This is a genomic window from Burkholderia sp. AU44665, assembly GCF_030504405.1.
Classification (GTDB): Bacteria; Pseudomonadota; Gammaproteobacteria; order Burkholderiales; family Burkholderiaceae; genus Burkholderia; species Burkholderia semiarida.
Map to the genome: position 1 here is coordinate 293,114 of NZ_JAUJRI010000005.1, position 26,888 is coordinate 320,001.

The following is a 26,888-nucleotide window of genomic DNA, read 5'->3' on the forward strand; positions in this document are numbered from 1 at the left end:
CGCAACAAAATTTTCGAATTGTGAGATCTTTTCTCGCCATGCGGAATATTGCTGCGCTGCACCCTTGTTTCGGGGCTCCCCGGGCCGTCTCGTCGGAACAAAACCGTTTCCGTTCAACATATCCGGTAGCGGTTTTCCATGTATTGCGCTGCGCTACAATCCTGCCATGTTGACCGATCGGCTTTTCGCACGCTCGGCGCGACCGCCGGGCCCGCCGGCGGAGTCGCAGCCGTCCCGTTGGCACCACGGACCGTGGTGGTCCAACTCCTATCTGCTGACGCCGCTGCTGTCGATCCTGGTGTTCCTCGTCGTGATGAGCCTCATCCTGTGGAGCCTCAACCGGCGCGAACAGCAGCAGCAGGAAGACACCCTCTTTCGCAACGTCGCGTGGGCCCAGCAGCAGATCCGCCTGTCGATGACGGGCGCGCAGGAACAGTTGCAGGCGCTGTCGCGCGACCTCGCATCCGGCCGGCTCGACCAGAACGCATTCCAGATGGCCGTCGCGGACGTCATGCAGACGCATCCGGAAATCCTCTACCTGAACTGGTACACCGCGCCCGGCGTGCAGCGCTGGCCGACCGTGCATCCGCCGCTGCTCGGCCAGCGGCTCGCGAAGCCCGGCGACGCGCAGATGCAGGAGGCCGTGCGCGGCGCGTACGACGAGGCGCGCAGCACGCGCCGCCAGGCCTATTCGCCGCTGATCTACGACGACTTCGGCAACGGCTTCATCACGTTGCAGACGCCCGTGATGCGCGGCGACCGCGAATATCTCGGCGCGATCGCCGCGGTGTTCTCGGTCGAAGGGATCCTGAAGCACGACATCCCGCAGGAATTGTCGTCGAAGTACAAGATCTCGATCACCGATTCGAACAACCGCGAGCTGTCGTCCACGTCGACGCGCCCGCGCCTGCCGCGCGACTCGCACTACGACCTGCCGCTCGACCCGCCCGGCCAGGGGCTGACGGTGCGCGTGTATGCGTTCCCGCAGCTCACGAACCTGACCAACAACACGCTCGTGTGGCTCGTCGCCGGCCTGTCGTGCTTCGTGCTGTGGAGCCTCTGGAGCCTGTGGAAGCACACGCGCCAGCGCTTCGAGGCGCAGCAGGCGCTGTACGCGGAGGCGTTCTTCCGCCGCGCGATGGAAAACTCGGTGCTGATCGGCATGCGCGTGCTCGACATGCACGGCCGCATCACGCACGTGAACCCCGCGTTCTGCCGGATGACGGGCTGGGACGAAACCGATCTCGTCGGCAAGGTCGCGCCGTTCCCGTACTGGCCGCGCGACGCGTACCCGGAAATGCAGCGCCAGCTCGACATGACGCTGCGCGGCAAGGCGCCGAGCTCGGGCTTCGAGCTGCGCGTGCGGCGCAAGAACGGCACGCTGTTCCATGCGCGCCTGTACGTATCGCCGCTGATCGACAGCTCGGGCCGCCAGACCGGCTGGATGTCGTCGATGACCGACATCACCGAGCCGAAGCGCGCGCGGGAGGAACTCGCCGCCGCGCACGAGCGCTTCACGACGGTGCTCGAAAGCCTCGACGCCGCGGTGTCGGTGCTCGCCGCCGACGAAGCCGAGCTGCTGTTCGCGAACCGCTACTACCGCCACCTGTTCGGCATTCGCCCGGACGGCCATCTGGAGCTGTCGGGCGGCGGCTTCGACCGCGCGCAGGCGTCGTCCGACTCGATCGACATGGTCGACGCGTTCGCGGGCCTGCCGGCCGCCGCGCTGACGAGCAGCACCGCCGACGCGCAGGAGGTGTACGTCGAGAGCATCCAGAAGTGGTTCGAGGTGCGCCGCCAGTACATCCAGTGGGTGGACGGCCACCTCGCGCAGATGCAGATCGCGACCGACATCACGACCCGCAAGAAGGCGCAGGAGCTCGCGCACCAGCAGGAAGAAAAGCTGCAGTTCACGAGCCGATTGATGACGATGGGTGAAATGGCGTCGTCGATTGCTCACGAATTGAATCAGCCGCTCGCCGCGATCAACAACTACTGCTCGGGCACGCTCGCGCTCGTGAAGAGCGGCCGCGGCACGCCCGAGACGCTGCAGCCCGCGCTGGAAAAGACCGCGCAGCAGGCGCTGCGCGCGGGCATGATCGTCAAGCGGATCCGCGAATTCGTGAAGCGCAGCGAGCCGAAGCGCCAGCCGGCGCGGGTCGCGGACATCGTCGCCGACGCGGTCGGGCTCGCCGAAATCGAGGCCAGAAAGCGCAGGATCCGGATCGTCACGGAAATCCTCGCAAGAATGCCTATTATTTATGTCGACCCCGTGCTGATCGAGCAGGTGCTGGTGAACCTGATGAAAAACGCAGCCGAGGCGATGGCCGACGTGAAGCCGGCGTCGGTGGACGGCGTGATCCGCGTCGTCGCCGACATCGATGCGGGCTTCGTCGACATCCGTGTGATCGACCAGGGCCCGGGCGTCGACGAAGCGACCGCCGAGCGCCTGTTCGAACCGTTTTACAGCACCAAGTCCGACGGCATGGGCATGGGGCTGAACATCTGCCGTTCGATCATCGAATCGCATCGGGGGCGTCTGTGGGTGGTCAACAACGTCGAGCCGGATGGCCGCATTTCCGGCGCGACGTTCCACTGCAGCCTGCCCATTGGGGAACCCGCTGATCTCGGCCAAGGGGGGCGCGAGGCATCGGCATCACATACCGTTACGGGAGAACTATGAATAGCCCTGTCACCACCACTCAGGAAACCGTCTTTGTCGTCGACGACGACGAGGCCGTACGGGACTCGCTGCGCTGGCTGCTGGAGGCGAACGGCTATCGCGTGCAATGCTTCTCGAGCGCCGAGCAGTTCCTCGATGCGTACCAGCCGGCGCAGCAGGCCGGCCAGATCGCGTGCCTGATCCTCGACGTGCGGATGTCGGGCATGAGCGGCCTCGAGCTGCAGGAACGCCTGATCGCCGACAACGCCGCGCTGCCGATCATCTTCGTCACCGGTCACGGCGACGTGCCGATGGCCGTGTCGACGATGAAAAAGGGTGCGATGGACTTTATCGAGAAACCGTTCGACGAAGCCGAGCTGCGCAAGCTCGTCGAGCGGATGCTCGACAAGGCCCGAAGCGAAAGCAAGAGCGTGCAGGAGCAGCGTGCCGCGAGCGAACGCCTGTCGAAGCTGACCGCGCGCGAGCAGCAGGTGCTCGAGCGGATCATCGCGGGCCGCCTGAACAAGCAGATCGCCGACGATCTCGGCATCAGCATCAAGACGGTCGAGGCGCACCGCGCGAACATCATGGAAAAGCTCAACGTCAACACGGTGGCCGACCTGCTGCGCCTCGCGCTGTCGAAGAAACAGGCCTGAGCGTGTTCCCGGGCCGCGGCGGCAGCGCCGCCCGGCCCGCAACCGGCGCTTGCCGCCCCGCGCGATGCGGCCCACTCGCGCGGCGGCGCGCCGTTTCTCCCGGCGCGCGCGCGCCGCGGCCATGACGCTTCCCGTTGATTCGCTGTCGGACGGCAGCAGGCGAACGGTATAATTACGTGCTTTGCTACGGCGCTTTCGGGCGCCGTACGCCCGCATCCCAACTTCCCGGCAGAACCCACCACCATGACAGCCCTCCTCATCGACGGCAACGCCCTTTCGAAGACCCTGCGCGCCCAGGCCGCCGAACGCGCCGCCGCGCTGACCGCACGCGGCCACCAGCCCGGTCTCGCGGTGATCCTCGTCGGCGCCAACCCGGCGAGCGAAGTCTACGTGCGCAACAAGATCAAGGCGTGCGAGGACAACGGCTTCTTCTCGCAGAAGGATGCCTACCCGGACACGCTGTCGGAAGCCGACCTGCTCGCGCGCATCGACGAGCTGAACCGCGATCCGAAGATCCACGGCATCCTCGTCCAGCTGCCGCTGCCCGCGCACATCGACAGCCACAAGGTGATCGAGGCGATCGCGCCGGAAAAGGACGTCGACGGTTTTCACGTCGCGAACGCGGGCGCGCTGATGACCGGCAAGCCGCTGTTCCGCCCGTGCACGCCGTACGGCGTGATGAAGATGTTCGAAGCGCACAGCATCGCGCTGCAAGGCGCGAACGCGGTCGTGATCGGCCGCTCGAACATCGTCGGCAAGCCGATGGCGATGATGCTGCTCGACGCCGGCGCGACCGTGACGATCTGCCACAGCAAGACGCGCGACCTCGCCGCGCATACGCGCCAGGCCGACGTCGTGGTCGCCGCGGTCGGCAAGCGCAACATCCTGACCGCCGACATGGTGAAGCCGGGCGCGACGGTGATCGACGTCGGCATGAACCGTGACGACGCGGGCAAGCTGTGCGGCGACGTCGATTTCGCGGGCGTGAAGGAAGTCGCCGGCTACATCACGCCGGTGCCGGGCGGCGTCGGCCCGATGACCATCACGATGCTGCTGATCAACACGATCGAATCCGCCGAACGCGCGGCTGCCGCCGCGGCCTGACGCACTACCCGCTCAGCCGGCGCGCGCTTGCGCGCGCCGGTGTCCCGCCAGCCGCGCTCGCACCGGCTGCGCCGCCCCGGCCCGCGGCGGCCTACCGTCGGGCCGCCGGCCGCCGAATGCCGTTCCCGGCCACGCCCGTCGCTGCGCATCCGACCCTGCGTCAATCGCGTCATTAGAAACTAACGATTGGAAAGCGCACGATGCGCCCCAATAATGTCGGTATCGGGCGCGCTCGCGCCCAGCCGCCGTTACCCTTTTCATCCCGGTTCATCCGGCAACAGACAGGGAGTCTTATGTCCGCCAGCGCCCATACCAATCCGCTCCTCGACTTCTCCGGCCTGCCCCGTTTCGGCGAGATTCGCCCGGAACACGTGACGCCCGCGCTCGATACGCTGCTCGATGCCGCCAACCGTGCGGTCGAAGCCGCGAGCGCCAGCGAGACGCCGGCGACCTGGGCCGCCGTCGTCGAGACGGTCGAGCAGGCCACGGAGCCGCTCGGCCGCGCATGGGGCATCGTCGGCCACCTGAACGCGGTCGCCGACACGCCCGAACTGCGCGCTGCCTACGGCGAAAACCTGCCGCGCGTGACCGAGTTCTGGTCGAGCGTCGGCCAGAATCTCGCGCTGTACGAAAAGTACAAGGCGATCGCCGCGAGCGCCGAATACGCGACGCTGTCCGCCGAGCGCAAGAAGATTCTCGACAACGCGCTGCGCGACTTCCGCCTGTCGGGCGCCGAGCTGCCCGAGGAGCAGAAGCCGCGCTTCGCGGAGCTGCAGGAACAACAGGCCGCGCTGTCGAAGGCGTTCTCCGATCACGTGCTCGACGCGACCAACGCGTACGCGTACTTCGCGAAGGACGAAGCCGAACTGGCCGGCCTGCCCGGCGACGCGATCGAGGCCGCCCGCGAAGCCGCGCAGAAGGACGGCAAGGAAGGCTGGAAATTCACGCTGCATTTCCCGTCGTATTTCCCGGTGCTGCAGTACGCGAACAACCGCGCGCTGCGCGAGACGCTCTATCGCGCGTATGCGACGCGCGCGTCGGAACTCGGGCCGCAATACGGCGACGGCAAGGCCGAATGGGACAACACGGCGATCGTCGCCGACGCGCTGAAGCTGCGCCGCGAAGAGGCGCAGATGCTCGGCTACCGCAACTTCGCCGAAGTGTCGCTCGCGCCGAAGATGGCCGAATCGCCGCAGCAGGTGATCGCGTTCCTCGAGGATCTCGCGACGCGCGCCCGCCCGCACGCGGAGAAGGACTGGGACGAGCTGCGCACGTTCGCCGCGAAGGAGCTCGGCCTCGCCGAACTCGCACCGTGGGACGTCGCGTACGCGGCCGAAAAGCTCCGCCAGCAACGCTATGCGTTCTCGGAAAACGAGGTCAAGCAGTACTTCCCGGAACCGGCCGCGCTGAAGGGCCTGTTCACCGTCACCGAAACGCTGTTCGGCGTGAAGATCAAGCCGGACGACGCGCCGGTGTGGCACAAGGACGTACGCTTCTTCCGCGTCGAGAACCGCGACGGCTCGCTCGTCGCGCAGTTCTATCTCGACCTGTACGCCCGCGAAGGCAAGCGCGGCGGCGCGTGGATGGACGACGCGCGTTCGCGCGCGAAGCGCGGCAGCGACGTGCAGACGCCCGTCGCGTACCTGACCTGCAACTTCTCCGCGCCGGTCGGCGGCAAGCCCGCGTGCTTCACGCACGACGAAGTCATCACGCTGTTCCATGAATTCGGCCACGGGCTGCACCACATGCTCACGCGCGTCGACGAGCTCGGCGTGTCGGGCATCAACGGCGTCGAATGGGATGCGGTCGAACTGCCGTCGCAGTTCATGGAAAACTTCTGCTGGGAATGGGACGTGCTGTCGTCGATGTCGTCGCACGTCGATACGGGCGCCGCGCTGCCGCGCGAGCTGTTCGACAAGATGATCGCCGCGAAGAACTTCCAGAGCGGGCTCGGCACGCTGCGCCAGATCGTGTTCTCGATGTTCGACATGCTGCTGCACGTCGATTTCGACCCGGCCGGCGCCACCGGCGTGACCGCGTTCGCGCGCGAGATCAACGAGCGCTATCACGTGATCCCGCAGGCGGCGTTCTCGCGCTGGCCGAACACGTTCAGCCATATCTTCGCGGGCGGCTATGCGGCCGGCTACTACAGCTACAAGTGGGCCGAGGTGCTGTCGGCCGATGCGTATGCGGCGTTCGAGGAAGCCGCCGCCGCCAGCGGCAGCGTGCTCGATGCGGCAACCGGCACCCGCTATCGCCGCGAAATCCTCGAGGTCGGCGGCAGCCGCCCCGCGATGGAATCGTTCAAGGCGTTCCGCGGCCGCGAGCCGCAGATCGACGCGCTGCTGCGCCACAACGGGATGGCGGCGTCCGCGCACTGAGCGCGCGCTGCCGGGTTCGTCCGGCTGCATCGACAGGCACCGCTTCGGCGGTGCCTTTTTTCATGGCGCGGGCGTGTCGTCGCCCGTTTCGTCGTCGAACAGCAGGAATTGCCCGTGGCGCTCGGCCGTGTCCTCGTCGATGCGCACGCCGACGCCGAGCAGCCGCACCGGCTGCGCGCGCCGCAACAACCCCTTCGCGAGCAGCGTGACGGCCGTCTCGGCATTCGTCGCGTCGGCCACGCACTCGACCGTCGTGCGCTGGAAATCGGCGAAGCGGATCTTCACGTAGAGCTTGCGGATCGATCGCGCGGCGCCCGCGCGCTCGATCCGCGCGTCGAGCTGCACGACGAGGCGGCGAATTTCGTCCGCGCATTGCTCGAGCGTCGTCAGGTCGGTCACGTAGGTCGTCTCGACACTGACCGACTTGCGCTCCTGGTCGGCCTGCACCGGCCGTTCGTCGATCCCGCGCGACAGTTCGTACAGGCGCCGCCCGAACGCGCCGAATTCGCGGTGCAGGTCGATCAGCGGCCAGTCGCGCAATTGCGCGCAGGTCTGGATGCCGAGCCGCTCGAGCCGCGCGGCCGTCACCTTGCCGACGCCGTGCAGCTTGCGCACCGGCAGCGCCGCGACGAACGCGTCGATCTCGTGCGGCCGCACGACGAACAGCCCGTCGGGCTTGTTCCAGTCGGACGCGATCTTCGCGATGAACTTGTTCGGCGCGACGCCCGCCGACACGGTCACGCCGACCGTGTCGCGCACCCGTTCGCGGATCTCGCGCGCAATCAGCGTCGCACTGCCCTGGCAACGCGACGACCCGCTGACGTCGAGGTACGCCTCGTCGAGCGACAGCGGCTCGACGTCGGGCGTGTAGTCGCGATAGATCGCCATGATCTGTCGCGACGCCGCGCGATACTTGTCCATCGCGGACGGCAGGATCAGAAGGTCCGGACACTTGCGCATCGCCAGCGCCGACGACATCGCCGAATGCACGCCGTAGCGCCGCGCCTCGTAGTTGCAGGTCGCGATCACGCCGCGCTGGTCGGGGCGGCCGCCGACCGCGAGCGGCCGGTTGCGCAGCGACGGGTCGTCGCGCATCTCGACCGACGCGTAGAAGCAGTCGCAGTCGCAATGAATGATCTTGCGCATGCGTAGCGGCGCGTCGCCGGACGGTGCGTGCGGCTCGGCAGGCGGGATGGTGGTCGGGTTCACGGTGCCGATACTGTACAAAAACACAGTGCCGGTTTCAACTGCCGCGTGCGTCCGGGGCCGGCTGCGCGAACCGACCGTCCGGGGCCGCCCCCTCGCCCGTCACCTCAACCGGCCATCCGGCAGCGGCCCTCCGCCAGCAGCCCTCCGCCAGCAGCCCTCCGCCAGCAGCCCTCCGCCACCGGCCCTCCGCCACCGGCTACGCCGTACCGGCCCGGTTTGTGCGGATCGTACCGGCGAGGCACGGGCGGCGGCACCTATACTCGTCTGCCGCGATACACGAAACGCAAAGGTGACGGATGAAGACGATCGGACTGATCGGCGGCATGAGCTGGGAATCGTCGGCCGAGTACTACCGGATGATCAACCGGCACTCGAAGGCATTGCACGGCGGGCATCACAACGCGAAGAGCGTGCTGGTCACGGTCGACTTCGCCGAAATCGAAGCGCTGCAGCGCACGCACGACTGGCCCGCGCTCGGCGAACGGATGGCCGACGCCGCCCGGCAGCTCGAAGCGGCCGGCGCCGATCTCGTGGTCCTGACGACCAATACGATGCATCGCGTGCACGACGCGATCGAAGCCGCGGTGACGCTGCCGTTCCTGCACATCGCCGATCCGACCGGCAGCGCGCTGCGCGACGCGGGCGTCGAGCGCGTCGCGCTGCTCGGCACGCGCTATACGATGGAGTTGCCGTTCTATGCGGCGCGGCTGCGCGAGAAGTTCGGGCTCGACGTGCTCGTGCCGGACGAGCGCGGGCGCGACGACGTGCACCGGATCATCTACGACGAGCTGTGCCACGGCGTCATTTCGGCGGAATCGCGCACGACGTATGTGTCGATCATCGACGCACTGGCGAAGCGCGGCGCGCAAGCCGTGATCCTCGGCTGCACGGAAATCACGCTGCTGATCGGCGCGGACGACTCACCGCTGCCGGTCTTCGATACGACCGCGCTGCACGCAAAGGCGGCCGTCGAGTGGGCGGCGCGCTGAATGACGCGCGCCGGCGCGGATCGACAATCGCCGCCCGAGAGCATCGCCGCATTGTTCCGTGCGGCAGGATTCACGCTCCCGGCGGGCGCGTCGCCGCGCGCCCGGCTCCGTGCTCTCGCCCGTCACACGGGCCTGGCGCGCACGGCCCGCGGATCACCTGGCTCGCTTCACGCGGGCGCGCCGACGTAACGGCTTATCTGTTGGTAATAAAGTGACCGCAAATGGGTACACGAGCAGCGGCGCTGCAAACGACGCTGCTCGTCGCGCGCTCTTTTCCACCAACAGGTAACCGGAACATGAAAAAACTCAGCACCGCGTTCGGCGCGCTACTCGCCGTGTCGGTCACGCTCAACGCGCACGCCGACCCCAACATCACCGCATCGGCGGCCACGACGCCCAAGGACGGGTTCGATCGCATGACGTGGGACGTCACGCCCGAAGTCGTGCCGACCCACGTCAACGCCAGTTACTACTGGGCCAACCAGTTGGCGTCGCAACATGGCGGGCACGCGATCTACACCGGCATCCAGCCGCGCACGCAAGGCAGCAACCTGGTGATCTTCAGCGCGTTCGGTACCGGCACGGCGCCGCTGTCGGCGAATTGCCGCGGCGGCGCCGACGGCGGTTCCGGAACATCGTGCTCGATCGCCTACCCGTGGAAAACCGGCCACGCCTATCGGTTGCAGGTGACCGTGACGCAGGCCAATCGCAGCGACGGGCGCTCGACCGTCGACGGCTTCATCACCGACGTCGCCACCGGCGCGACGACGCCGACCGGCAGCATTGCCGTGCCGGCCGACTGGGGCGGCCTGTCGAACTCGGCGTATCTGTTCGACGAGTACTTTCCGTTCAACGCCGCGTCGAAGGACCCGATGCAGCGACCCTGCGTGCCGTATGCCCGCTACATGACGTCGCTGCCGCATTTCTATCTGAAGGATGTCGACTACCCGACGGCCGAGCGGTCGATCCGGCTGAATGCGGGCAAGGACAAGTGCGCGGTGCTGTCGGGCATGCCGAACGCGCGGGCCACGCTGGTCAACACGACGACCTATCTGCTCGAAAACGGCTTCCTGCCGGGAAGCCCGGGCGCACCAAAATAACGGGCGGGCGCGGAAAACAAAAAACCCGGCATGGAGCCGGGTTTTTCGTAGACGAAGTGCGCATCGGTCAATTGCGCGGCACATCGTCTGGTGTGCTTGGTTGCGGGGACAGGATTTGAACCTGTGACCTTCGGGTTATGAGCCCGACGAGCTGCCAGACTGCTCCACCCCGCGTCAGAGAAATAAATTATAGGGTGAGGAAGTACTCACGTCAATACCTTTGTCACAGTTTCTGCTTCCGCTGCCCGGGCGACGATGCGCGGCCCCAGGCACGCATCGCATGACGCGCGCGTTCGCACCCCATGCTCGCGGTAAGATGGCGGCCTTCGCATTCACGCCGCACGCACTCTCCCGTTCATGAAAATCGCCACCTGGAACGTCAACTCGCTCAACGTCCGCAAACAGCACGTGCTCGACTGGCTCGCGCAAAGCGGAGCCGACGTACTGTGCCTGCAGGAACTGAAGCTGCCGGACGAGAAATTCCCGCGCGCCGATCTCGAGGCGATCGGCTACCGCAGCTGGTTCGCCGGCCAGAAGACCTACAACGGCGTCGCGATCCTCGTGCGCGACACGCTCGCCGTCGACGAATCGGACGTCGTGCGCAACATCCCCGGCTTCGAAGACACGCAGCAGCGCGTGATCGCCGCGACGGTCGACGGCGTGCGGATCGTGTCCGCGTACTTCCCGAACGGCCAGGCGCTCGACTCCGACAAGTTCGTCTACAAGATGCAATGGCTCGACGCGCTGCAGGCGTGGCTGCGCACCGAGCTGCAACGCTATCCGAAGCTCGCGCTGCTCGGCGACTACAACATCGCGCCGGAAGACCGCGACGTGCACGATCCCGCGAAATGGGAAGGCCAGAACCTCGTGTCGCCGCAGGAGCGCGCGCACTTCAAGCAGTTGATCGAACTCGGCTTCGTCGATGCGTTCCGCCGCTTCGAACAGCCGGAGAAAACCTTCACGTGGTGGGACTACCGGATGATGGCGTTCCGCCGCAACGCGGGGCTGCGCATCGACCACATCCTGCTGTCGCCGGCGCTCGCGGCGACCTGCGCGTCGTGCGAAGTCGATCGCACGCCGCGCACGTGGGAACAGCCGTCCGACCATACGCCCGTCGTCGCGATCGTCGCCTGATCGCGCACGCGCCCGCGCGCGATCAGCGCCGCGCGGGCGCCGGCCCGAGATGGGCCCACAGGAAACCGAATTCGGCTGCATCGGCTTGCGCGCGTTCGAGATCGTCCGCAGTGCCGTGGCCGCCGTCGGTGTTCTCCCAGTACCACACCCGTTCGTGACCGAGCGCCTGCATGCGCGCGGCCATCTTGCGCGCATGCGCGGGATGCACGCGGTCGTCGCGCGTCGACGTCGTCAGCAACAACGGCGGATACACGACACCTTCGCGCACGCGGTGATACGGCGAATACGCGGCCAGCGCCGCGCCCTCGCGCAGATCGTCCGGGTCGCCGTATTCGTCGAGCCACGCGGCGCCCGCGTGCAGCTTCGGATAGCGCTGCATGTCGAGCAGCGGCACGCGGCACAGCACCGCACCGAACAGCTCCGGCCGCTGCATCATGCACGCGGCGACCAGCAACCCGCCGTTGCTGCCGCCCTCGATTCCAAGCTGCGCGGCGGTCGTCACGCCCGTCGCGGCCAGATCCTCGGCGACCGCGATGAAATCGTCGAACGAACGCTGCCGGTGTTCGCGCTGCGCGTCGACGTGCCAGCGCGGCCCGAATTCGCCGCCGCCGCGGATGTGCGCGAACGCCATCACGCCGCCGCGTTCGAGCCAGCCGATGCCGAACGCATCGCTGTAACCCGGCAGGTTCGGGATCGCGAAGCCGCCGTAGCCCGACAACAGGCACGGCCGCGCGACCCGCGCCATGCCCTCCGTCGGGTCGAGCGCATCGCGCGGCCCGATCAGCGTGTACGGCACCACCGTGCCGTCCCGCGAACGCGCGCTCGCGCGGCGTACGACGAGCCCGGACGCATCGAACTGCACCGGCGGCCGGTCGAGCAGCACGCGGCGCGCGCCCGCATCGTCCGCGCGGTCGGCCAGATCGGCCAGCCAGCATTCGGGCGGATCGAGATACGTATCGACGTCGACGTACACCTCGTCGTTCAGCGTCGCTTCGACGGGCTCGACATCGATCTGCGCATCGCCCGGCCATTCGAACGGCCGCGCATCCCACGTCCACGACCCGTCGTCGCGCTGCCGCGGCTGCCACAGCATCGTGCGGTTGTGCACGTCGTCGAGCCAGCTCGCGATCAGCGTCGTGCGCGTGTGCGTCCACGTACAGGCGGACGTCGTCGGCTGCGGCGCGAACAGCGTCGTGAAGTCGCGCGCGCCGGCGAGGAACGCCTGCTCGCGGATCGCGAGCAGCGAGCCGCCCGCGTGGCGCGCGCCGTCGCAATCCCAGTCGAGGCGCGGCTCCAGCACGAGCCAGCCTTCCCAGAACCCGACCTCGACGTGCGTCGGCACGTCGTAGCGCGCCCATTCGCCCGCGTCGGTCAGCCGGTACGCATGCGCATCGAAGAAATCGACGCTGCGCCACGCGACGTGGCGGCGGTCGATCGGATCGAACCACGCACCCGCGCTGATGTCGTCCGGCTCGCCCTTGAACACGACCGGCGCGTCGGCGAGCGCGGTGCCGCGCACCCAGCGCCGCGCTTCATACGGATAACCGGCCGCGGTCGCATGCGCTTCGCCGCGATCCCAGCTCACGTAAACGGTGTCGCGATCGATCCAGCCGACCGTGTGATGGCCCGGCTCGTCGATCGTGAAGCCGCCGTCGACGAACCGGCGCTCGACGAGATCGAACTCGCGCACGACGACCGCGTCGGCGCCGCCCGGCGACAGCGACAGCAGCACGCGATCGCCGTCCGGATACAGGATCGCCTCCTGCTCGAACACCCACGACTCGCCCTCTTCGGCGCCGAGGGCGTCGATATCGAGCAGCGTTTCCCAGTCGGGACGGCCGGCACGCCAGTCGTCCCAGCGCGTGCGGCGCCACAGCCCCTTCGGGTGGAGATCGTCCTGCCACAGGTCGTACGCCCAGTCGCGCCAGCGGGTCGGAATCACCGGGCGTTCGCGCGGCAGATACGCTTTCGCGAGACGCGCGGTCAGCGCGCGATAGGCATCGTCGTCGCGCAGCGCGGCGCGCGTGCGCGCATTCTGCTCGTCGACCCACGTGCGGGCGCGCTTGCTGTCGAGCGCTTCGAGGAAACGGAACGGGTCGGCCCCGGCGGGCCAGCGGAAGGAATCGGACATTGAGAGTCGGCGGAATGGCAAACTGCGTGCAAACCGCGATTATGTCCGATCGCGGCATGCGCGGGCCCGCGCATGCCGTGAATCGAGCTCAGGGCTCCAGATGGAGTTCCTGGATCTTGCGCGTGATCGTGTTGCGGCCGATGCCGAGCCGCTCCGCGGCCTCGACCTTGCGGCCGCGCGTGAAGTCGAGCGCCTCGCGGATCACGGCCGCCTCGAAGCGGCGCGCGAGTTCGTCCATCACGTCGGCCGAGTTCTCGCGCAACAGCCGCGCGACTTCGGTGCGCAACCCGTGCTCCCACACCGGGTAGCCGGCAGGCGCACCGCCGTTCGCCGCGCTCGCGACGGGCGCGGACGCCGCCGGCGCGGCACCGATCGCGGCAGGCACGGCCGCGGCATGGCCGCCGCTGCCGAGCGCTTCCGTGCCGTCGCCCGTCGCGGCGGCCGGCGCAGCGGGCGCGCCGGCCGGCACGAGATCGGGCGGCAGGTCCTTGATCTCGACCGTCTGCGCGGGCGCCATCACGGTCAGCCAGTTCGCGAGGTTCTCGAGCTGCCGCACGTTGCCGGGAAACGGCAGCGAGCTCAGGTACGCGAGCGCGTCGTCGGACACGCGCTTCGGCTCGACGCCGAGATCGCGCGCGCTTTTCTGCAGGAAGTGGCGCGTGAGCAGCGCGATGTCCTCGCTGCGTTCGCGCAGCGGCGGCAGGCGCAGCCGGATCACGTTGAGCCGGTGGTAAAGGTCCTCGCGGAACAGCCCCTGCCGCACGCGCGACTCGAGATTCTGGTGCGTCGCGGCGATCACGCGCACGTTCGCGCGCAGCGGGTTGTGGCCGCCCACGCGGTAGAACTGCCCGTCCGACAGCACGCGCAACAGGCGCGTCTGCAGGTCGAACGGCATGTCGCCGATTTCGTCGAGGAACAGCGTGCCGTTCTCGGCCTGCTCGAAGCGGCCCTGCCGCGTCGTCTGCGCGCCGGTGAACGCGCCGCGCTCGTGGCCGAACAGTTCGGATTCAAGCAGATCCTTCGGAATCGCCGCCGTGTTCAGCGCGATGAACGGCCCGTTCGCGCGCGGGCTGTGACGGTGCAGCGCCCGCGCGACGAGCTCCTTGCCGGTGCCCGACTCGCCGGTGATCAGCACGGTCGCGGCCGAATGCGACAGCCGGCCGATCGCGCGGAACATGTCCTGCATCGCGGGCGCCTGCCCGAGCATCTCGGGCGCCTCGGCCACGCGCTCGTCCTGCGGCGCGCCGCCGCGCAGACTTTCTTCCACCGCGCGGCGGATCAGCTCGACGGCCTTGTCGACGTCGAACGGCTTCGCGAGGTATTCGAACGCGCCGCCCTGGAACGCCGCGACGGCGCTGTCGAGATCGGAGAACGCCGTCATGATGATGACGGGCAGGCCCGGCAGCCGCTCGTGCATCGCCTGCAGCAACTCGAGGCCCGAGCCGCCCGGCATCCGGATGTCGGACACGAGCACCTGCGGCGTCTCGTGGTCGAGCGCGGCCAGCGCGTCGCGCACGTTCGCGAAGCTCTTCGTCGCGAAGCTGTCCCGGGCGAGTGCCTTCTCAAGCACCCAGCGGATCGATTGGTCGTCGTCTACTATCCAGATCGGCTTCATAGGTCGGTCAGGTATGGGTGAATCGCATGTCGCCGCTCAATGGTCGAGCGGCAACAGAATCTGAAATTCGGTACGGCCGGGCCGGCTTTCGACCTCGATCATCCCGTCGTGCTGCTGCACGAACGTCTGGGCGAGCGTGAGGCCGAGGCCGCTGCCGTCGTCGCGCCCGGACACGAGCGGATAGAAGATCCGGTCGCGGATCTCTTCCGGAATGCCGGGCCCGTTGTCGATCACGTGCAAGTCCAGTGCCAGCCGGTACAGGCGCTTGGCGATCGTCACCTTGCGCGCGATGCGCGTGCGCAGCTCGATCTTCGCGTCGCCCTGCGCGATTCGTTCGCGCAGCGCCTGCGCGGCGTTGCGCACGATGTTCAGCAGCGCCTGGATCAACTGCTCCTTGTCGCCGCGCAGGTCCGGCACGCTCACGTCGTAGTCGCGCTCGATCGTGAGCCCGCGCGGGAATTCCGCGAGCATCACCGCGCGCACGCGTTCGCACACTTCATGAATGTTCACGTCGCCGACGATATGCGGATGCCGGTGCGGCTCCAGCAACCGGTCGACGAGCGTCTGCAGGCGGTCGGACTCCTTGATGATCACCTGCGTGTATTCGCGCAACTCGCCGCGCTCGCGCTCGCCCAGTTCGAATTCGAGCAGCTGGGCTGCGCCGCGAATGCCGCCGAGCGGGTTCTTGATCTCGTGCGCGAGGTTGCGGATCAGTTGCTTGTTGACCGCGGTCAGGTCGTGGATGCGCTCTTCGCGGTCGGTGCGCGACTGCCGTTCGTTCTCGAACAGCTCGACGAGCACGAAATCGGGCGCGTTCTCGAGGAAGCCGACGATCGCATGCACATGCAGCGGTTCGCGGCCGGGCCGGTCGAGCACGGTATCGAGGTGCGTCGCGTGAAAGCGTTCCTGGCCGATCGCGGTGATCGTCGACGCGAGCTCGTTCGCGTTCGGGAAAATCTCGCCCCACGGCCGCTGCGCGAGCTGCCGCCGCGAGATGTCGAGCATCGCCTCCGCGGACGGGTTCGCGAACGCGACCCGCAGCGTCTTGCGGTCGAGCACGATCACGACCGTCGGCAGTGCTTCGAGCCCCGCCAGCAGACCCGAGCGCGCGAGCCGCTCGTCGTCCGTCAGTCGTTCGGGCTGCCCCGTTTTCGCCTTGATCAGATTCTTCAGAACCATCTGCGTGCTTGTCGCGCCTCACCGGGCCAGAAAATGAAAATCGTCGGAACAAAAAAGGGACGGCCGGACGCCGTCCCCTTTCAGACTCCGCCGTTCCCGCCGCAAGCCGCGCGACGGGAACGAACCGGCATGACGGCGCTGAATCGAAGCGCCATCGCCGATTAGAGCGAGTAGTACATCTCGAACTCGATCGGGTGCGTCGTCATGCGGAACTTCGCCAGCTCCTGCTCCTTCAGCGCGAGGTACGCGTCGATCATGCCGTCCGTGAACACGCCGCCGCGCGTCAGGAACTCGCGATCCTTGTCGAGCGCTTCGAGTGCCTGATCGAGGCCCGCGCACACGGTCGGGATCTTTGCATCCTCTTCCGGCGGCAGGTCGTACAGGTTCTTGTCCGCTGCTTCGCCCGGATGGATCTTGTTCTGGATCCCGTCGAGGCCGGCCATCATCAGCGCCGTGAAGCACAGGTACGGGTTCGCCATCGGATCCGGGAAGCGCGTTTCGATACGGCGGCCCTTCGGGTTCGACACGTGCGGAATGCGGATCGATGCCGAACGGTTGCGCGCCGAGTACGCGAGCTTGACCGGTGCCTCGAAGTGCGGGACCAGACGCTTGTACGAGTTCGTCGTCGGGTTCGTGATCGCGTTCAGCGCGCGAGCGTGCTTGATGATGCCGCCGATGTAGAACAGCGCGAGTTCCGACAGGCCGGCGTAGCCGTTGCCCGCGAACAGGTTCTGGCCGTCCTTCCAGATCGACTGGTGAACGTGCATACCCGAACCGTTGTCGCCGACGACCGGCTTCGGCATGAACGTCGCCGTCTTGCCGTACGAGTGCGCGACGTTGTGGATGATGTACTTCGACCATTGCGTCCAGTCGGCGCGCTGAACCAGCGTCGAGAACTTCGTGCCGATTTCGTTCTGGCCCTGGCCCGCCACTTCGTGGTGGTGCACTTCGACCGGGATGCCGAGCTGTTCGAGCAGCAGGCACATTTCCGAACGCATGTCCTGGAACGTGTCGACCGGCGCGACCGGGAAGTAGCCGCCCTTCGTGCCCGGACGGTGGCCCGTGTTGCCGCCTTCGAATTCCTTGCCTGCCGACCACGGCGCTTCTTCCGAGTTGATCTTCACGAAGCAGCCCGACATGTCCGTGTTCCACTGGACCGAGTCGAAAATGAAGAATTCCGGTTCCGGACCGAAGTAGGCCGTGTCGCCGATGCCCGTGCTCTTCAGGTACGCTTCGCCGCGCTTCGCGAGCGAACGCGGATCGCGCTCGTAGCCCTTGCCGTCGGCCGGCTCGACCACGTCGCAGGTCAGCACGAGGGTCGACTCTTCGTAGAACGGGTCGACGAACGCTGCGTTCGGGTCCGGCATGAGCAGCATGTCCGACGCCTCGATGCCCTTCCAGCCCGCGATCGACGAACCGTCGAATGCATGCCCGCTTTCGAACTTGTCTTCGTCAAACGCCGAAACCGGCACCGACACGTGCTGCTCCTTGCCGCGCGTATCCGTGAAGCGGAAATCGACAAACTTGACGTCCTCGTCCTTCACGAGCTGCATGACGTCGGCGACGGTTTTACTCATAACCTCTTCTCCTGATTGAACAATTCCGGCGGACTGGGAAACCGCCTCGTTTATCGAGCTGACCGGGGTCTTGCTTTGGCGCAGCGCGCCCCGATTCGACCGAATTCTATATAGCAGCTTCCGTGCCAACCATCGCAAAACCGACGCGGATCACGCCAGCCCGCGCCGTGGCGGGGCTCGCCTGCGCGATTGCAGGGCCCTGCGCCGAAGTGGCGCTGGCCGGGACGCACCGGGATGGTGCGCTTGTGCGGATACGGCGGCGCAACCGAATCATCCTGGTGCATTCGCGCCATTTTGCACTTTTTTGGTGAACGCGTGGTCCGTGCCTGCACCTCCGCTCACGCCGGCATCCGCGCGACGCCGCCGCGCTAGAATGCTCGTTTGACCGATACGGAGACCCTCCCATGAGTACGCTCGACCAGCTTTACGCGAAGGCCGACGAACGCCGCGCACAAGGCGCGCTCAACTACGCCGGTGCGCTGCTGCCGGTCGAGGCGTTCGAACTGCTGCAGCTCGACCCGTCGGCGCGCCTCGTCGACGTGCGCACGCGCGCCGAGCTCGACTGGGTCGGCCGCCCGCTCGTCGGCGACGGCCAGTACCTGCACGTCGAATGGACGCGCTACCCGGGCGGCGTGCCGAACGCCGAATTCGTCAACGAACTGAAGGCGGCCCTCCCGGCCGATACGCCCATCCTGTTCCTGTGCCGCAGCGCCGCGCGCTCGAAGCTCGCCGCGGTCGCGTCCGCGCAGGCCGGTTTCACGAAGGCCTTCGACCTGCTGGAAGGCTTCGAGGGCGCCAAGGACGCCGAAGGCCACCGCAAGACGGTCGACGGCTGGTGCTTCCGCAAACTCCCGTGGATCGGCGCCTGACGGCGCGCCGCGCCCGCCGGTTGCGACAGCCTCATCGTCGAGCCGGGCGATGACATGCCGATGACGGGCCGCATTGCGCGGCCCGTTGTTTTTGGTACGACCCCGTTGCAGGCCGCTCAGGCGCGCGGCGTATCGGGCTCGACGACGTCGCCGCCGAGCAGGTGCACGCCTTCGCGCAGCTTCACGAACGCGGCCGCGACTGCTTCCGGCTCGCCCTTCACGCCGAGGTCGATGTGACGGCGCGCGTAGATGCCGCCGCGCTCTGCGTCGCCGACGCTCGGCAGGCTGAATACGCGCACGCCGGGGAAATCGCGCTCGATCTTCTCCATCAGCGGCGTCAGCGTCGATTCCGGCAACTCGAACACGACCAGCGAGCGCTCGGCATGCGGCGTCGCGTGATGCAGATGCGCGTACTTCGTATCGAGCACCCATTCGATCATCGGCCACGCCATCACCGGGAAGCCCGGCACGAAGTGGAGATGGCCGACCGAGAAGCCGGGAATCCGGTTGTAGCCGTTCGGGATGATCGTCGCGCCCGCCGGAAACACGCCCATGTTGAAGCGATGCTGGTTCTCCGGCGATTCGAAATCGACCGGCGTGGCCGGGTCGGCGTGCGTCTCGCGAATGCGTTCCGAAATCAGCGCCTTCGCTTCCGGATGCAACTCGAGCGGCACGCCGAGCGCGGCGGCCGCGCACTGGCGCGTATGGTCGTCGGGGGTCGCGCCGATCCCGCCCGTCGAGAACACGATGTCGCCCGACGCGATCGCACGCGCGAGCGTCGCGGTGATGCGCGCCGGATCGTCGCCGACGTATTCGGCCCAGTCGAGCGCGAGGCCGCGCGCGCCGAGCAGCTCGATGACCTTCGCCAGATGCTTGTCCTGCCGGCGGCCCGAAAGGATTTCGTCGCCGATGATGATGATGCCGATGCTCATGCCTGCCCCATGTCGATTGCGGTGGCGCGCGCGCTGGCGCGCAGGTCCTCCAGCGCGCGCAGGCAGTAGTGCCCGAACCACAGCGCCGAGAAGACGAGGATGAAAGCGTATACCCAGATCATGGCGGCCGCGACGAACGGGAACAGCACCATCATCCAGACCGACGAAACCCACACGAAGGTCGGCACGGTGCCGAGCAGCCCGGTCGCGACGCCGATGCCGATCAGCGGCCAGCGGTGCCGGCGCACGAGCGCGCGGCGCTCGTCGCGGCTCGCGTGCAGCGCGAGCGCGTCGTAGGTCATCACGCGATACGTGAGCCAGCCCCAGATCACCGGCGGCAGCAGCGCGAAGAACGGCGGAATCAGCCACAGCGGGATCGTGACGACGAGCAGCACGACGCCGACGATCGCCGCGCCGAGCGAATTGACCACGCTGCCGAAGAAGGTGCCGCCCCGCTTCGGCTCGAGCGCCGCGAACTGCCGGTTCGACAGGTGCTTGATCACGACCGGCATCGAGATCGTCGCGATCAGCAGCAGCACGGTCAGCACGATCAGCGGAATCGCGAGCGACACGACCACGAACGGCGCGACGACCGCGTGCAGCTGCGACATGCCGATCGCATCGAACGCGCGATACAGCGCGGCCGTCAGCACGAAGCCGTCGAGCGCGCCGCGCGCGACGTCGATCAGCGTCTGCCACGAGAACCACAGCACGGCGCCCCACAGCAGCGCCGAGACGACGAACGGCATCAGCGTGAGCCACAGCATGCGCGGGTGCAGCGCGCTGGCGAACGCCCGGACGAAGGAACGCAGCAAGTCGTTCATGCGAGCCTATGGAGTATGGATTGACGGAGAAAAACGGGGAAAGGATAAACCACGCGGCCCGCCTGCGCCAAAGCGCCTGCGGGCCGCGTGGAAGCGTCGCTCGACGGGAGACAGGCCGGAATCGGGATCAGGCCGACGCCGCGCCGCGTTTCGCGGGAAACAGGCGCCGGAAGATCCGCACGAACGCCAGGCCGTGCTGCGACCAGAAGCCGTCGCCGTAGGACACGCCCTCGACCTGCTCGCGGATGCCGGTCGGCTCGACCGTGCGGTTCCACGACGCGGTGCCGAACATCATGTCCCACCACGGGAACAGCACGCCGAAGTTGCAGCCGTACTTGGTGCCTTCGTGGCCGTAGCCGACCGCATGGTGCCGGCGGTGGAAGATCGGGCTGACGAGCAGGCGCTCGCCGATGCGGCCGTACGACAGCCGCGCATTCGTATGCTGGATGCTCTGCAGGAAGTTCGTGACCGCGGTCAGCACGACGAACTGCGACGGCGTCACGCCGATCACGAGCGCGATCGCCGCGAAGAAACACGACTGGATCACGTCGTCGAGCAGGTGGTTGCGGTCGTCGCACCACAGCGACATCTGACGCTGGCTGTGATGAACCGCGTGCAGCTCCCACCAGATGCCGAACTTGTGCTGCCAGCGGTGATACCAGTAGCCGGCGAAATCGAGCACGACGAGGTAGATCGCGAACGCGACGATCGGCTGCGAGGTCACGCCCGGCCACAGGTAGTCGAGGTTGACGTTCGACACGCCATGCAGGCGCAGCCACGCCTGGAAGTTGTCGAACACCGGCTGCAGCGCGAAGAAGAAGAACAGCGTGTAGATGCCGAGCTTCGAGATCGCCGTGTAGATCACGTCGACCCGCACCGCGCGGCGGTTCTTCCAGCGCTCGACCGGCAGCAGCGCCTCGAGCGGGCGCAGCAGCGCGAACATCAGCACCATCTGCAGCGCGCCGATGATCACCCAGTACAGCGCGTCGTAGGTGTCCTCGTCGTAGTCCATCAGGTTGAACTTGAAGAGGAGCGGCTGCACGACGTCGACGTACAGCCAGGTCTGGATGTCCGACACGAACGCATCGATCAGGTGCAGCATCGTCCGCCTCCGCCCGTCACGCGCCGTTCGCCGCCTTCCACGGCGCGCGGTCGTAGAAGTAGATGCCGTGCGGCGAGCGGCCGACGGCGATCGTCTGCACCAGCTTGCGCGAGGCCAGATCGATGATCCCGACCTTCTTCGCGAAACGGAACGTCACCCACAGCGTCTTCTTGTCGGCGGACAGCTCCATGTCGTCGGGGCCCGGCAGCAGGCCGGTGATGTCGCCGACGTTGGTGAGCGCGTTCTCGTCGATGATGCTGATCGTGTTCGCGACGCGGTTGGTGACCGCGACGTGCGTGCCGTCGGCGAGCGAGCGGAAGTTGTGCGCGCCCTTGCCCGTGTAGATCTGCTTGACGACCTTCTGGTTGCGCCAGTCGACGACCGCGACGTAATCCGCGCCGGTCATCCCGACCAGCAGGAACTTGTCGTCGGGCGTGAGCCACAGGCCGGCCGGCACCTTGCCGACCTTCATCTTCCACTTGACCGTCTGCGTCGGCAGATCGATCGCCGCGATCTCGCCGGACACCTGCAGCGACACGAGCAGCGTCTTGCTGTCCTTCGTGAACGCGAGGTGGCTCGGCATCACCGCGAGCGGCACGCGCTTCACGAGCTTCAGGTCGTGGCCGTCGTAGCCGTAGATGTCGACGCGATCGAGCCGCAAACCGGCCGCCGCGAACCACTTGCGGTCGGGCGAGAAGCCGAGCTGGTAAGGATCGTCGATCCCTTCGACGGTGCGCTGCAGCTTGCCCGTCTTCGGATCGAGGAACATCAGGCTGTTCGAGACCGAATTCGCGACGATCAGCGATGCATTGTCGGGCGTCGCCATCAAATGGTGCGGTTCCTTGCCGGTCGGCATCGTGGAAACGACTTCGCGGGTCTGCTGGTCGATCAGGGAAAGCGTCGCTTCGGCCGAATTGAGGACGATCACGTTATTCGCGTGTGCGGCGGGCGCCAGCACGGCGGCGGCCAGCGCAAGCGTGCGGCCGAAGGAAAGGAAAGTGCGCATGAAGACTCACGTCGTGGAACAGCAGTGATTGTAGAACGTTCGGCGGGCCCCTCCGGTTGACCCATGCCGGGATTGCGCCGCTTTTGCGCCACCTTGCCGCACGCCGGGCGGCCGCACGGGCCGCCGCGGCGCAGGCCCGGGCTGCCCGTGCAGGCCCGGCCGACCGATGTCGCGCTAGCGCTGCATCGACTCCCAGACCTTGTGCAGACGCTTGACAGAGACCGGCATCGGCGTGCGCAGTTCCTGCGCGAACAGCGAAATCCGCAGTTCCTCCAGCAGCCAGCGGAATTCCGCGAGCCGCGCATCGGCGACGCCGCCGCGCTGCGACACCGCGCGCTGGTACTGCTGGACGAGCGGCAGCAGCTCGGCCGACTGCTTCGCGTCGCGCGCCGGATCGGCCTTCAGCTTGTCGATCCGCAGCGCGATGCCCTTCAGATAGCGCGGGAAATGCGCAAGCTGCGCGTAAGGCGTGTCGATCACGAAGCGCTTGCCGACCAGCGCGGCCAGTTGCTGCTGCAGGTCCGCATGGGCCTGCGCGAACGGCTTCGCCTGCGCGAGCTTCTTCACGAGGCCCGCGTATTCGGCCAGGATCTGCCCGACGAGCCGTGCGATTTCCTGCGCGAGCAGGTTCAGCCGGCTCCTGCCCTCGTCGCGGCGCGTGTGGAAACTCGCATCGTCGTCGGGCAGCGGGTCCTGCAGGCACGCGCGGTCGAGCGCCGTGTCGATCAACTGGTCGCGCAGCTCGTCCTGCGTGCCGAGCGACATGTACTGCATCGCCATCTCGCGCAGGCCCGGCAGGTTCTTTTCCAGGAACTTGATCGGCTCCTTCAACTGCAGCGCGAACAGCCGCCGCAAGCCGGCCCGGTGGATGCGCGCGGCCTCCTCCGGCGAATCGAACACCTCGACGTCGCAATGCGTGCCGCGGTCGACGAGCGCCGGATACCCGTACAGCGTCTGGCCACGCCGGCGGATTTCCAGCAGCTCGGGCAGCTTGCCGAAATTCCACGTCGTCAGGTTCTCGTACAACGCCGTCGCGCCGGTTTCCGTCGGGGCGGCCATCCGTGGGGCGGCCGTCTGCGGCGCGGCGCCCTTGCCCGGCTTGCCGCCCTTCGCGGCCGAAGCCGGTGCGGCGGCCGGCGCCGGCGCGCCGGCTGCATCGCCCGCGCCGGCGTCGCCGCCCGGCGCGAGCGTCGACGCCGCCGCGATCTTCTGGAACTGCTGCTGCGCCTGCGCACCGAGCTCCTGGCGAAGCTGCGCGAGATTGCGCCCCATCGCGAGCTGGCGGCCGTGCTCGTCGATCACCTTGAAATTCATGAACAGGTGCGCGGGCAATGTCTCGAGCTTGAAATCGGCCGTCTTCATCGCGACCTGCGTCTCGCCGCGCACGTCGGCGATCAGCGCCTCGACGAGCCCGCCCGCGCCAAAGCGCTCGCGCCCCATCCGCTCGACGAAGCCCGCCGCGTACTCGGGCAGCGGCACGCAGTGCCGGCGCAGCTTCTGCGGCAGCGACTTCAACAGCAACTGCACCTTTTCCTTCAGCATCCCCGGCACGAGCCACTCGCAGCGGCGCGCATCGACCTGGTTCAGCGCGAAGAGCGGCACCGCGAGCGTCACGCCGTCGCGCGGCGTGCCGGGCTCGAAGTGATACGTGAGCGCCATCTCGACGCCGGCCATCGTCGCGCGCTTCGGGAACAGGTCGGTCGTCACGCCGGCCGCCTCGTGGCGCATCAGGTCGTCGCGCGACAGGTACAGCAGCCGCTGCTTGTCCTCCGCCTGGCCGCCCTTCCTCACCTCGTCGCGATACCAGCGCTCGAACGCGGCGCCCGTATGGATGCCTTCCGGAATCGCCTGGTCGTAGTACGCGTAGATCAGCTCGTCGTCGACCAGCACGTCCTGGCGACGCGACTTGTGTTCGAGCTGCTCGATGTCGGCGAGCAGCTTGCGGTTGTGCGCGAAGAACGGCAGCTTCGTGTCGAATTCGCCTTCGACCAGCGCGCCGCGGATGAACAATTCACGTGCGCGCGCCGGGTCCTGCTTGCCGAACGCGACGCGCCGCCGGTGGTAGATCGGCAACCCGTACAGCGTCGCGCGCTCGAACGCGCTCACCTGCGCCGGACGCTTTTCCCAGTGCGGCTCCGACAGCGATTTTTTCAGCAGATGCGCGCCGATCTTCTCGACCCACTCGGGCTCGATCTTCGCGAGGCAGCGCGCGTACAGCCGGCTCGTCTCGACGAGTTCGGCCGCCATCACCCAGCGGCCGGCCTTCTTCGCGAGCGCGGAGCCGGGCCACAGGTAGAACTTGATGCCGCGCGCGCCGAGGTAATGCGGATCGTCGTCCGCTTTCATCCCGATGTTGCCGAGCAGGCCCGTCAACAGGGCCAGATGAATCTGTTCGTAGGTGGCCTCGACTTCGTTGAGTCGCCAGCCGTGCTCGCGCACGACCGTCAGCAGCTGCGAATGAACGTCGCGCCACTCGCGCAGCCGCAGGTGCGACAGGAAATTCTGCCGGCAGGCGTCGACGAGCTGGCGATTCGACTTCTTGTGCGCGACGGCTTCCTCGAACCACGCCCAGATCTTCAGCCACTGCAGGAATTCGGAGCGCTCGTCGGCGAACCGGCGGTGCGCCTGGTCGGCCTGCTCCTGCGCTTCGATCGGGCGATCGCGCGGATCCTGCACGGACAGCGCGCTCGCGATGATCAGCACCTCGCGCAGCGACTGCTGGTCGCGCGCGGCCAGAATCATCCGGCCGACGCGCGGGTCGAGCGGCAGCCGCGCGAGCTCGCGGCCGAGCGGCGTCAGCGCGTTGTCGTCGTCGACCGCGCCGAGCTCGTTGAGCAACTGGTAGCCGTCCGCGATCGCGCGGCCGGGCGGCGGCTCGAGGAACGGGAACGATTCGATCGCAGTCAGGTGCAGCGATTTCATCCGCAGAATCACCGACGCGAGCGACGAGCGCAGGATTTCCGGGTCGGTGAAGCGTGCGCGCGCCTGGTAGTCGCTTTCCTCGTACAAGCGGATGCACACGCCGTCGGCCACGCGGCCGCAACGGCCCGCGCGCTGGTTCGCGGCCGCCTGCGAGATCGACTCGACCTGCAGTTGCTCGACCTTGTTCCGGTACGAATAGCGCTTCACGCGCGCGAGACCGGTGTCGACCACGTAGCGGATGCCCGGCACCGTCAGCGAGGTTTCGGCCACGTTGGTCGCGAGCACGATGCGGCGCGCGTTCGACGCCTTGAACACCTTGTCCTGGTCGGCCGCCGACAGCCGCGCGAACAGCGGCAGGATCTCGGTATGCGGCGGATGGTGCTTGCGCAGCGCCTCGGCCGCCTCGCGGATCTCGCGCTCGCCGGGCAGGAACACCAGCACGTCGCCGGGGCCTTCGCGGCACAGCTCGTCGACCGCGTCGACGATCGCGTCCATCAGGTCGCGCTCGGCCTCGCGCGCGGTCTTCACGCGATCGCGGCCGCCCGTGCCTTCCGCGTTCTTCACCGCCGGACGATCCTCGGCCACAGGGCGGTAACGCATCTCGACCGGATACAGCCGCCCGCTCACCTCGATCACGGGCGCCGGACGTTCGTCGGTGCCGAAATGGCGTGCGAAGCGGTCGGCGTCGATCGTCGCGGACGTGACGATCAGCTTCAGGTCGGGCCGCCGCGGCAGGATCTCCTTCAGATAGCCGAGCAGGAAGTCGATGTTCAGGCTGCGCTCGTGCGCCTCGTCGATGATCAGCGTGTCGTACGCCTGCAGCAACGGGTCGGTCTGCGTCTCGGCGAGCAGGATGCCGTCCGTCATCAGCTTCACGGACGCGCCCGGCGCGAGATTGTCGGTAAAGCGCACCTTGTAGCCGACCACCTCGCCGAACGGCGTGCCGAGTTCCTCGGCGATCCGGCGGCCGGTGGACGATGCGGCCAGGCGCCGCGGCTGCGTATGGCCGATCAGGCCCGTGCCGCCGGCGCCGAGGCCGCGGCCGAGATCGAGACAGATCTTCGGCAACTGCGTGGTCTTACCCGAGCCCGTTTCACCGCAGACGATGACGACCTGGTGGCCGGCGATCGCGCGCGCGATTTCGTCGCGCTTGCCCGACACGGGCAGGCTTTCGGGGTATGTGATCGGCGGGACGGGGTTCGGTGCGACGGCGGCCCGCGGCGCACGCTCGCGGCGCGGGGCACGCTCGCCCGCGGCCTGCGGCGCGCCCTTCGCGGCCGGCTGGCGCGCGTCGCCGCGCCGTTCGTCATTGCGCGGCCCGCGCGGCGCATGTGCCGGCGTGCCCGCCGGCTTGTCCTGCTGCCCGCGCGGCGGCTGGCCCTGCTGCTCGCGCGCGTCGGCCGCACCATCCGGGTGCTTCGCCGACGGCGTATTGGCCCGCGTCGGCGCGGGACTTTTAGAAACATTCGACATGGGGGCGCATTATAATCCCGGCC

Annotated in this window: 18 protein-coding genes and 1 tRNA gene; 8 read left to right on the top strand and 11 right to left on the bottom strand. The window is 67.7% G+C overall.

Features of this window, described 5'->3' with window-relative positions; translation table 11 throughout:
• Positions 1-166 precede the first annotated feature (166 nt).
• The 4 genes from fixL to QZM15_RS14220 all read left to right on the top strand — a co-directional run bounded on the left by fixL (position 167) and on the right by QZM15_RS14220 (position 6,803).
• A complete protein-coding gene (gene fixL, locus QZM15_RS14205) occupies positions 167-2,683 on the top strand; it encodes an oxygen sensor histidine kinase FixL (RefSeq protein ID WP_059583309.1) in 2,517 nt (838 codons plus the stop codon).
• A complete protein-coding gene (gene fixJ, locus QZM15_RS14210) occupies positions 2,680-3,318 on the top strand; it encodes an oxygen response regulator transcription factor FixJ (RefSeq protein ID WP_006493245.1) in 639 nt (212 codons plus the stop codon). The genes fixL and fixJ overlap by 4 nt, the downstream gene beginning before the upstream one ends.
• A gap of 243 nt (positions 3,319-3,561) precedes the next feature.
• A complete protein-coding gene (gene folD / locus QZM15_RS14215) occupies positions 3,562-4,422 on the top strand; it encodes a bifunctional methylenetetrahydrofolate dehydrogenase/methenyltetrahydrofolate cyclohydrolase FolD (protein WP_302106596.1) in 861 nt (286 codons plus the stop codon).
• A gap of 293 nt (positions 4,423-4,715) precedes the next feature.
• Positions 4,716-6,803, top strand: coding sequence for a M3 family metallopeptidase (locus QZM15_RS14220; RefSeq protein ID WP_059583305.1), 2,088 nt, complete (start codon positions 4,716-4,718; stop codon positions 6,801-6,803).
• A gap of 60 nt (positions 6,804-6,863) precedes the next feature.
• On the opposite strand, the gene dinB is transcribed toward QZM15_RS14220, so the two are convergent.
• Positions 6,864-8,036: a DNA polymerase IV gene (dinB, locus tag QZM15_RS14225; RefSeq protein ID WP_302106597.1), complete on the bottom strand. Its 1,173-nt coding sequence runs from the start codon at positions 8,034-8,036 to the stop codon at positions 6,864-6,866.
• A 272-nt stretch (positions 8,037-8,308) separates the two neighbouring features.
• Between dinB and QZM15_RS14230 the strand changes: the two genes are divergently transcribed.
• Positions 8,309-9,001, top strand: a complete 693-nt coding sequence (locus QZM15_RS14230; protein ID WP_302106598.1) for an aspartate/glutamate racemase family protein — start codon at positions 8,309-8,311, stop codon at positions 8,999-9,001.
• Positions 9,002-9,297: 296 nt separating this feature from the next.
• A complete protein-coding gene (locus QZM15_RS14235) occupies positions 9,298-10,101 on the top strand; it encodes a DUF3472 domain-containing protein (protein ID WP_367033344.1) in 804 nt (267 codons plus the stop codon).
• A 97-nt stretch (positions 10,102-10,198) separates the two neighbouring features.
• On the opposite strand, the gene QZM15_RS14240 is transcribed toward QZM15_RS14235, so the two are convergent.
• Positions 10,199-10,275: transfer RNA gene (locus QZM15_RS14240), tRNA-Met, on the bottom strand.
• A 183-nt stretch (positions 10,276-10,458) separates the two neighbouring features.
• On the opposite strand from QZM15_RS14240, the gene xth reads away from it, so the two are divergent.
• Entirely contained in the window at positions 10,459-11,235 is a 777-nt protein-coding gene (gene xth / locus QZM15_RS14245) for an exodeoxyribonuclease III (RefSeq protein ID WP_226225009.1), read from the top strand.
• Between the two features lie 22 nt (positions 11,236-11,257).
• Here xth and QZM15_RS14250 read toward each other — a convergent pair whose 3' ends face one another.
• The 4 genes from QZM15_RS14250 to glnA form a co-directional block, all read right to left on the bottom strand.
• The gene (locus QZM15_RS14250) at positions 11,258-13,366 is read right to left on the bottom strand and encodes a prolyl oligopeptidase family protein (RefSeq protein ID WP_302106600.1); all 2,109 of its coding nucleotides are present in this window, start codon (positions 13,364-13,366) and stop codon (positions 11,258-11,260) included.
• Positions 13,367-13,454: 88 nt separating this feature from the next.
• Positions 13,455-14,981, bottom strand: a complete 1,527-nt coding sequence (ntrC, locus tag QZM15_RS14255; protein WP_302106601.1) for a nitrogen regulation protein NR(I) — start codon at positions 14,979-14,981, stop codon at positions 13,455-13,457.
• 36 nt (positions 14,982-15,017) lie between these two features.
• The gene (gene glnL / locus QZM15_RS14260; protein ID WP_059583294.1) at positions 15,018-16,160 is read right to left on the bottom strand and encodes a nitrogen regulation protein NR(II); all 1,143 of its coding nucleotides are present in this window, start codon (positions 16,158-16,160) and stop codon (positions 15,018-15,020) included.
• Between the two features lie 161 nt (positions 16,161-16,321).
• Positions 16,322-17,737 (bottom strand): type I glutamate--ammonia ligase, encoded by a 1,416-nt coding sequence (glnA, locus tag QZM15_RS14265; RefSeq protein ID WP_059583292.1) that lies wholly within the window; start codon positions 17,735-17,737, stop codon positions 16,322-16,324.
• A 404-nt stretch (positions 17,738-18,141) separates the two neighbouring features.
• Here glnA and QZM15_RS14270 point away from each other — a divergent pair, with 404 nt between their 5' ends.
• Positions 18,142-18,606, top strand: coding sequence for a rhodanese-like domain-containing protein (locus QZM15_RS14270; RefSeq protein WP_059583291.1), 465 nt, complete (start codon positions 18,142-18,144; stop codon positions 18,604-18,606).
• Between the two features lie 116 nt (positions 18,607-18,722).
• Here the strand turns inward: QZM15_RS14270 and QZM15_RS14275 are convergent, their stop codons facing one another.
• The 5 genes from QZM15_RS14275 to hrpA form a co-directional block, all read right to left on the bottom strand.
• The gene (locus QZM15_RS14275) at positions 18,723-19,538 is read right to left on the bottom strand and encodes a molybdopterin-binding protein (RefSeq protein ID WP_059583289.1); all 816 of its coding nucleotides are present in this window, start codon (positions 19,536-19,538) and stop codon (positions 18,723-18,725) included.
• Positions 19,535-20,362, bottom strand: a complete 828-nt coding sequence (locus tag QZM15_RS14280) for an EI24 domain-containing protein (protein ID WP_099316571.1) — start codon at positions 20,360-20,362, stop codon at positions 19,535-19,537. The genes QZM15_RS14275 and QZM15_RS14280 overlap by 4 nt, the downstream gene beginning before the upstream one ends.
• 127 nt (positions 20,363-20,489) lie before the next feature.
• The gene (locus QZM15_RS14285) at positions 20,490-21,464 is read right to left on the bottom strand and encodes a sterol desaturase family protein (protein WP_059583286.1); all 975 of its coding nucleotides are present in this window, start codon (positions 21,462-21,464) and stop codon (positions 20,490-20,492) included.
• A gap of 16 nt (positions 21,465-21,480) precedes the next feature.
• Positions 21,481-22,470 (bottom strand): beta-propeller fold lactonase family protein, encoded by a 990-nt coding sequence (locus QZM15_RS14290; protein ID WP_060966343.1) that lies wholly within the window; start codon positions 22,468-22,470, stop codon positions 21,481-21,483.
• A gap of 174 nt (positions 22,471-22,644) precedes the next feature.
• Complete coding sequence (hrpA, locus tag QZM15_RS14295; protein WP_302106602.1) at positions 22,645-26,865, bottom strand: ATP-dependent RNA helicase HrpA; 4,221 nt, start codon at positions 26,863-26,865, stop codon at positions 22,645-22,647.
• Positions 26,866-26,888: the final 23 nt, after the last annotated feature.

Bases quoted from the DNA above. Each gene is read 5' to 3' on its own strand.
- fixL (WP_059583309.1), top strand. From the start codon at position 167: ATGTTGACCGATCGGCTTTTCGCACGCTCGGCGCGACCGCCGGGCCCG.
- hrpA (WP_302106602.1), bottom strand. From the start codon at position 26,865: ATGTCGAATGTTTCTAAAAGTCCCGCGCCGACGCGGGCCAATACGCCG.
- QZM15_RS14235 (WP_367033344.1), top strand. From the start codon at position 9,298: ATGAAAAAACTCAGCACCGCGTTCGGCGCGCTACTCGCCGTGTCGGTC.
- QZM15_RS14285 (WP_059583286.1), bottom strand. From the start codon at position 21,464: ATGCTGCACCTGATCGATGCGTTCGTGTCGGACATCCAGACCTGGCTG.
- QZM15_RS14270 (WP_059583291.1), top strand. From the start codon at position 18,142: ATGAGTACGCTCGACCAGCTTTACGCGAAGGCCGACGAACGCCGCGCA.
- QZM15_RS14220 (WP_059583305.1), top strand. From the start codon at position 4,716: ATGTCCGCCAGCGCCCATACCAATCCGCTCCTCGACTTCTCCGGCCTG.
- QZM15_RS14290 (WP_060966343.1), bottom strand. From the start codon at position 22,470: ATGCGCACTTTCCTTTCCTTCGGCCGCACGCTTGCGCTGGCCGCCGCC.
- QZM15_RS14250 (WP_302106600.1), bottom strand. From the start codon at position 13,366: ATGTCCGATTCCTTCCGCTGGCCCGCCGGGGCCGACCCGTTCCGTTTC.
- glnL (WP_059583294.1), bottom strand. From the start codon at position 16,160: ATGGTTCTGAAGAATCTGATCAAGGCGAAAACGGGGCAGCCCGAACGA.
- glnA (WP_059583292.1), bottom strand. From the start codon at position 17,737: ATGAGTAAAACCGTCGCCGACGTCATGCAGCTCGTGAAGGACGAGGAC.
- QZM15_RS14230 (WP_302106598.1), top strand. From the start codon at position 8,309: ATGAAGACGATCGGACTGATCGGCGGCATGAGCTGGGAATCGTCGGCC.
- xth (WP_226225009.1), top strand. From the start codon at position 10,459: ATGAAAATCGCCACCTGGAACGTCAACTCGCTCAACGTCCGCAAACAG.
- QZM15_RS14280 (WP_099316571.1), bottom strand. From the start codon at position 20,362: ATGAACGACTTGCTGCGTTCCTTCGTCCGGGCGTTCGCCAGCGCGCTG.
- folD (WP_302106596.1), top strand. From the start codon at position 3,562: ATGACAGCCCTCCTCATCGACGGCAACGCCCTTTCGAAGACCCTGCGC.
- QZM15_RS14275 (WP_059583289.1), bottom strand. From the start codon at position 19,538: ATGAGCATCGGCATCATCATCATCGGCGACGAAATCCTTTCGGGCCGC.
- fixJ (WP_006493245.1), top strand. From the start codon at position 2,680: ATGAATAGCCCTGTCACCACCACTCAGGAAACCGTCTTTGTCGTCGAC.
- ntrC (WP_302106601.1), bottom strand. From the start codon at position 14,981: ATGAAGCCGATCTGGATAGTAGACGACGACCAATCGATCCGCTGGGTG.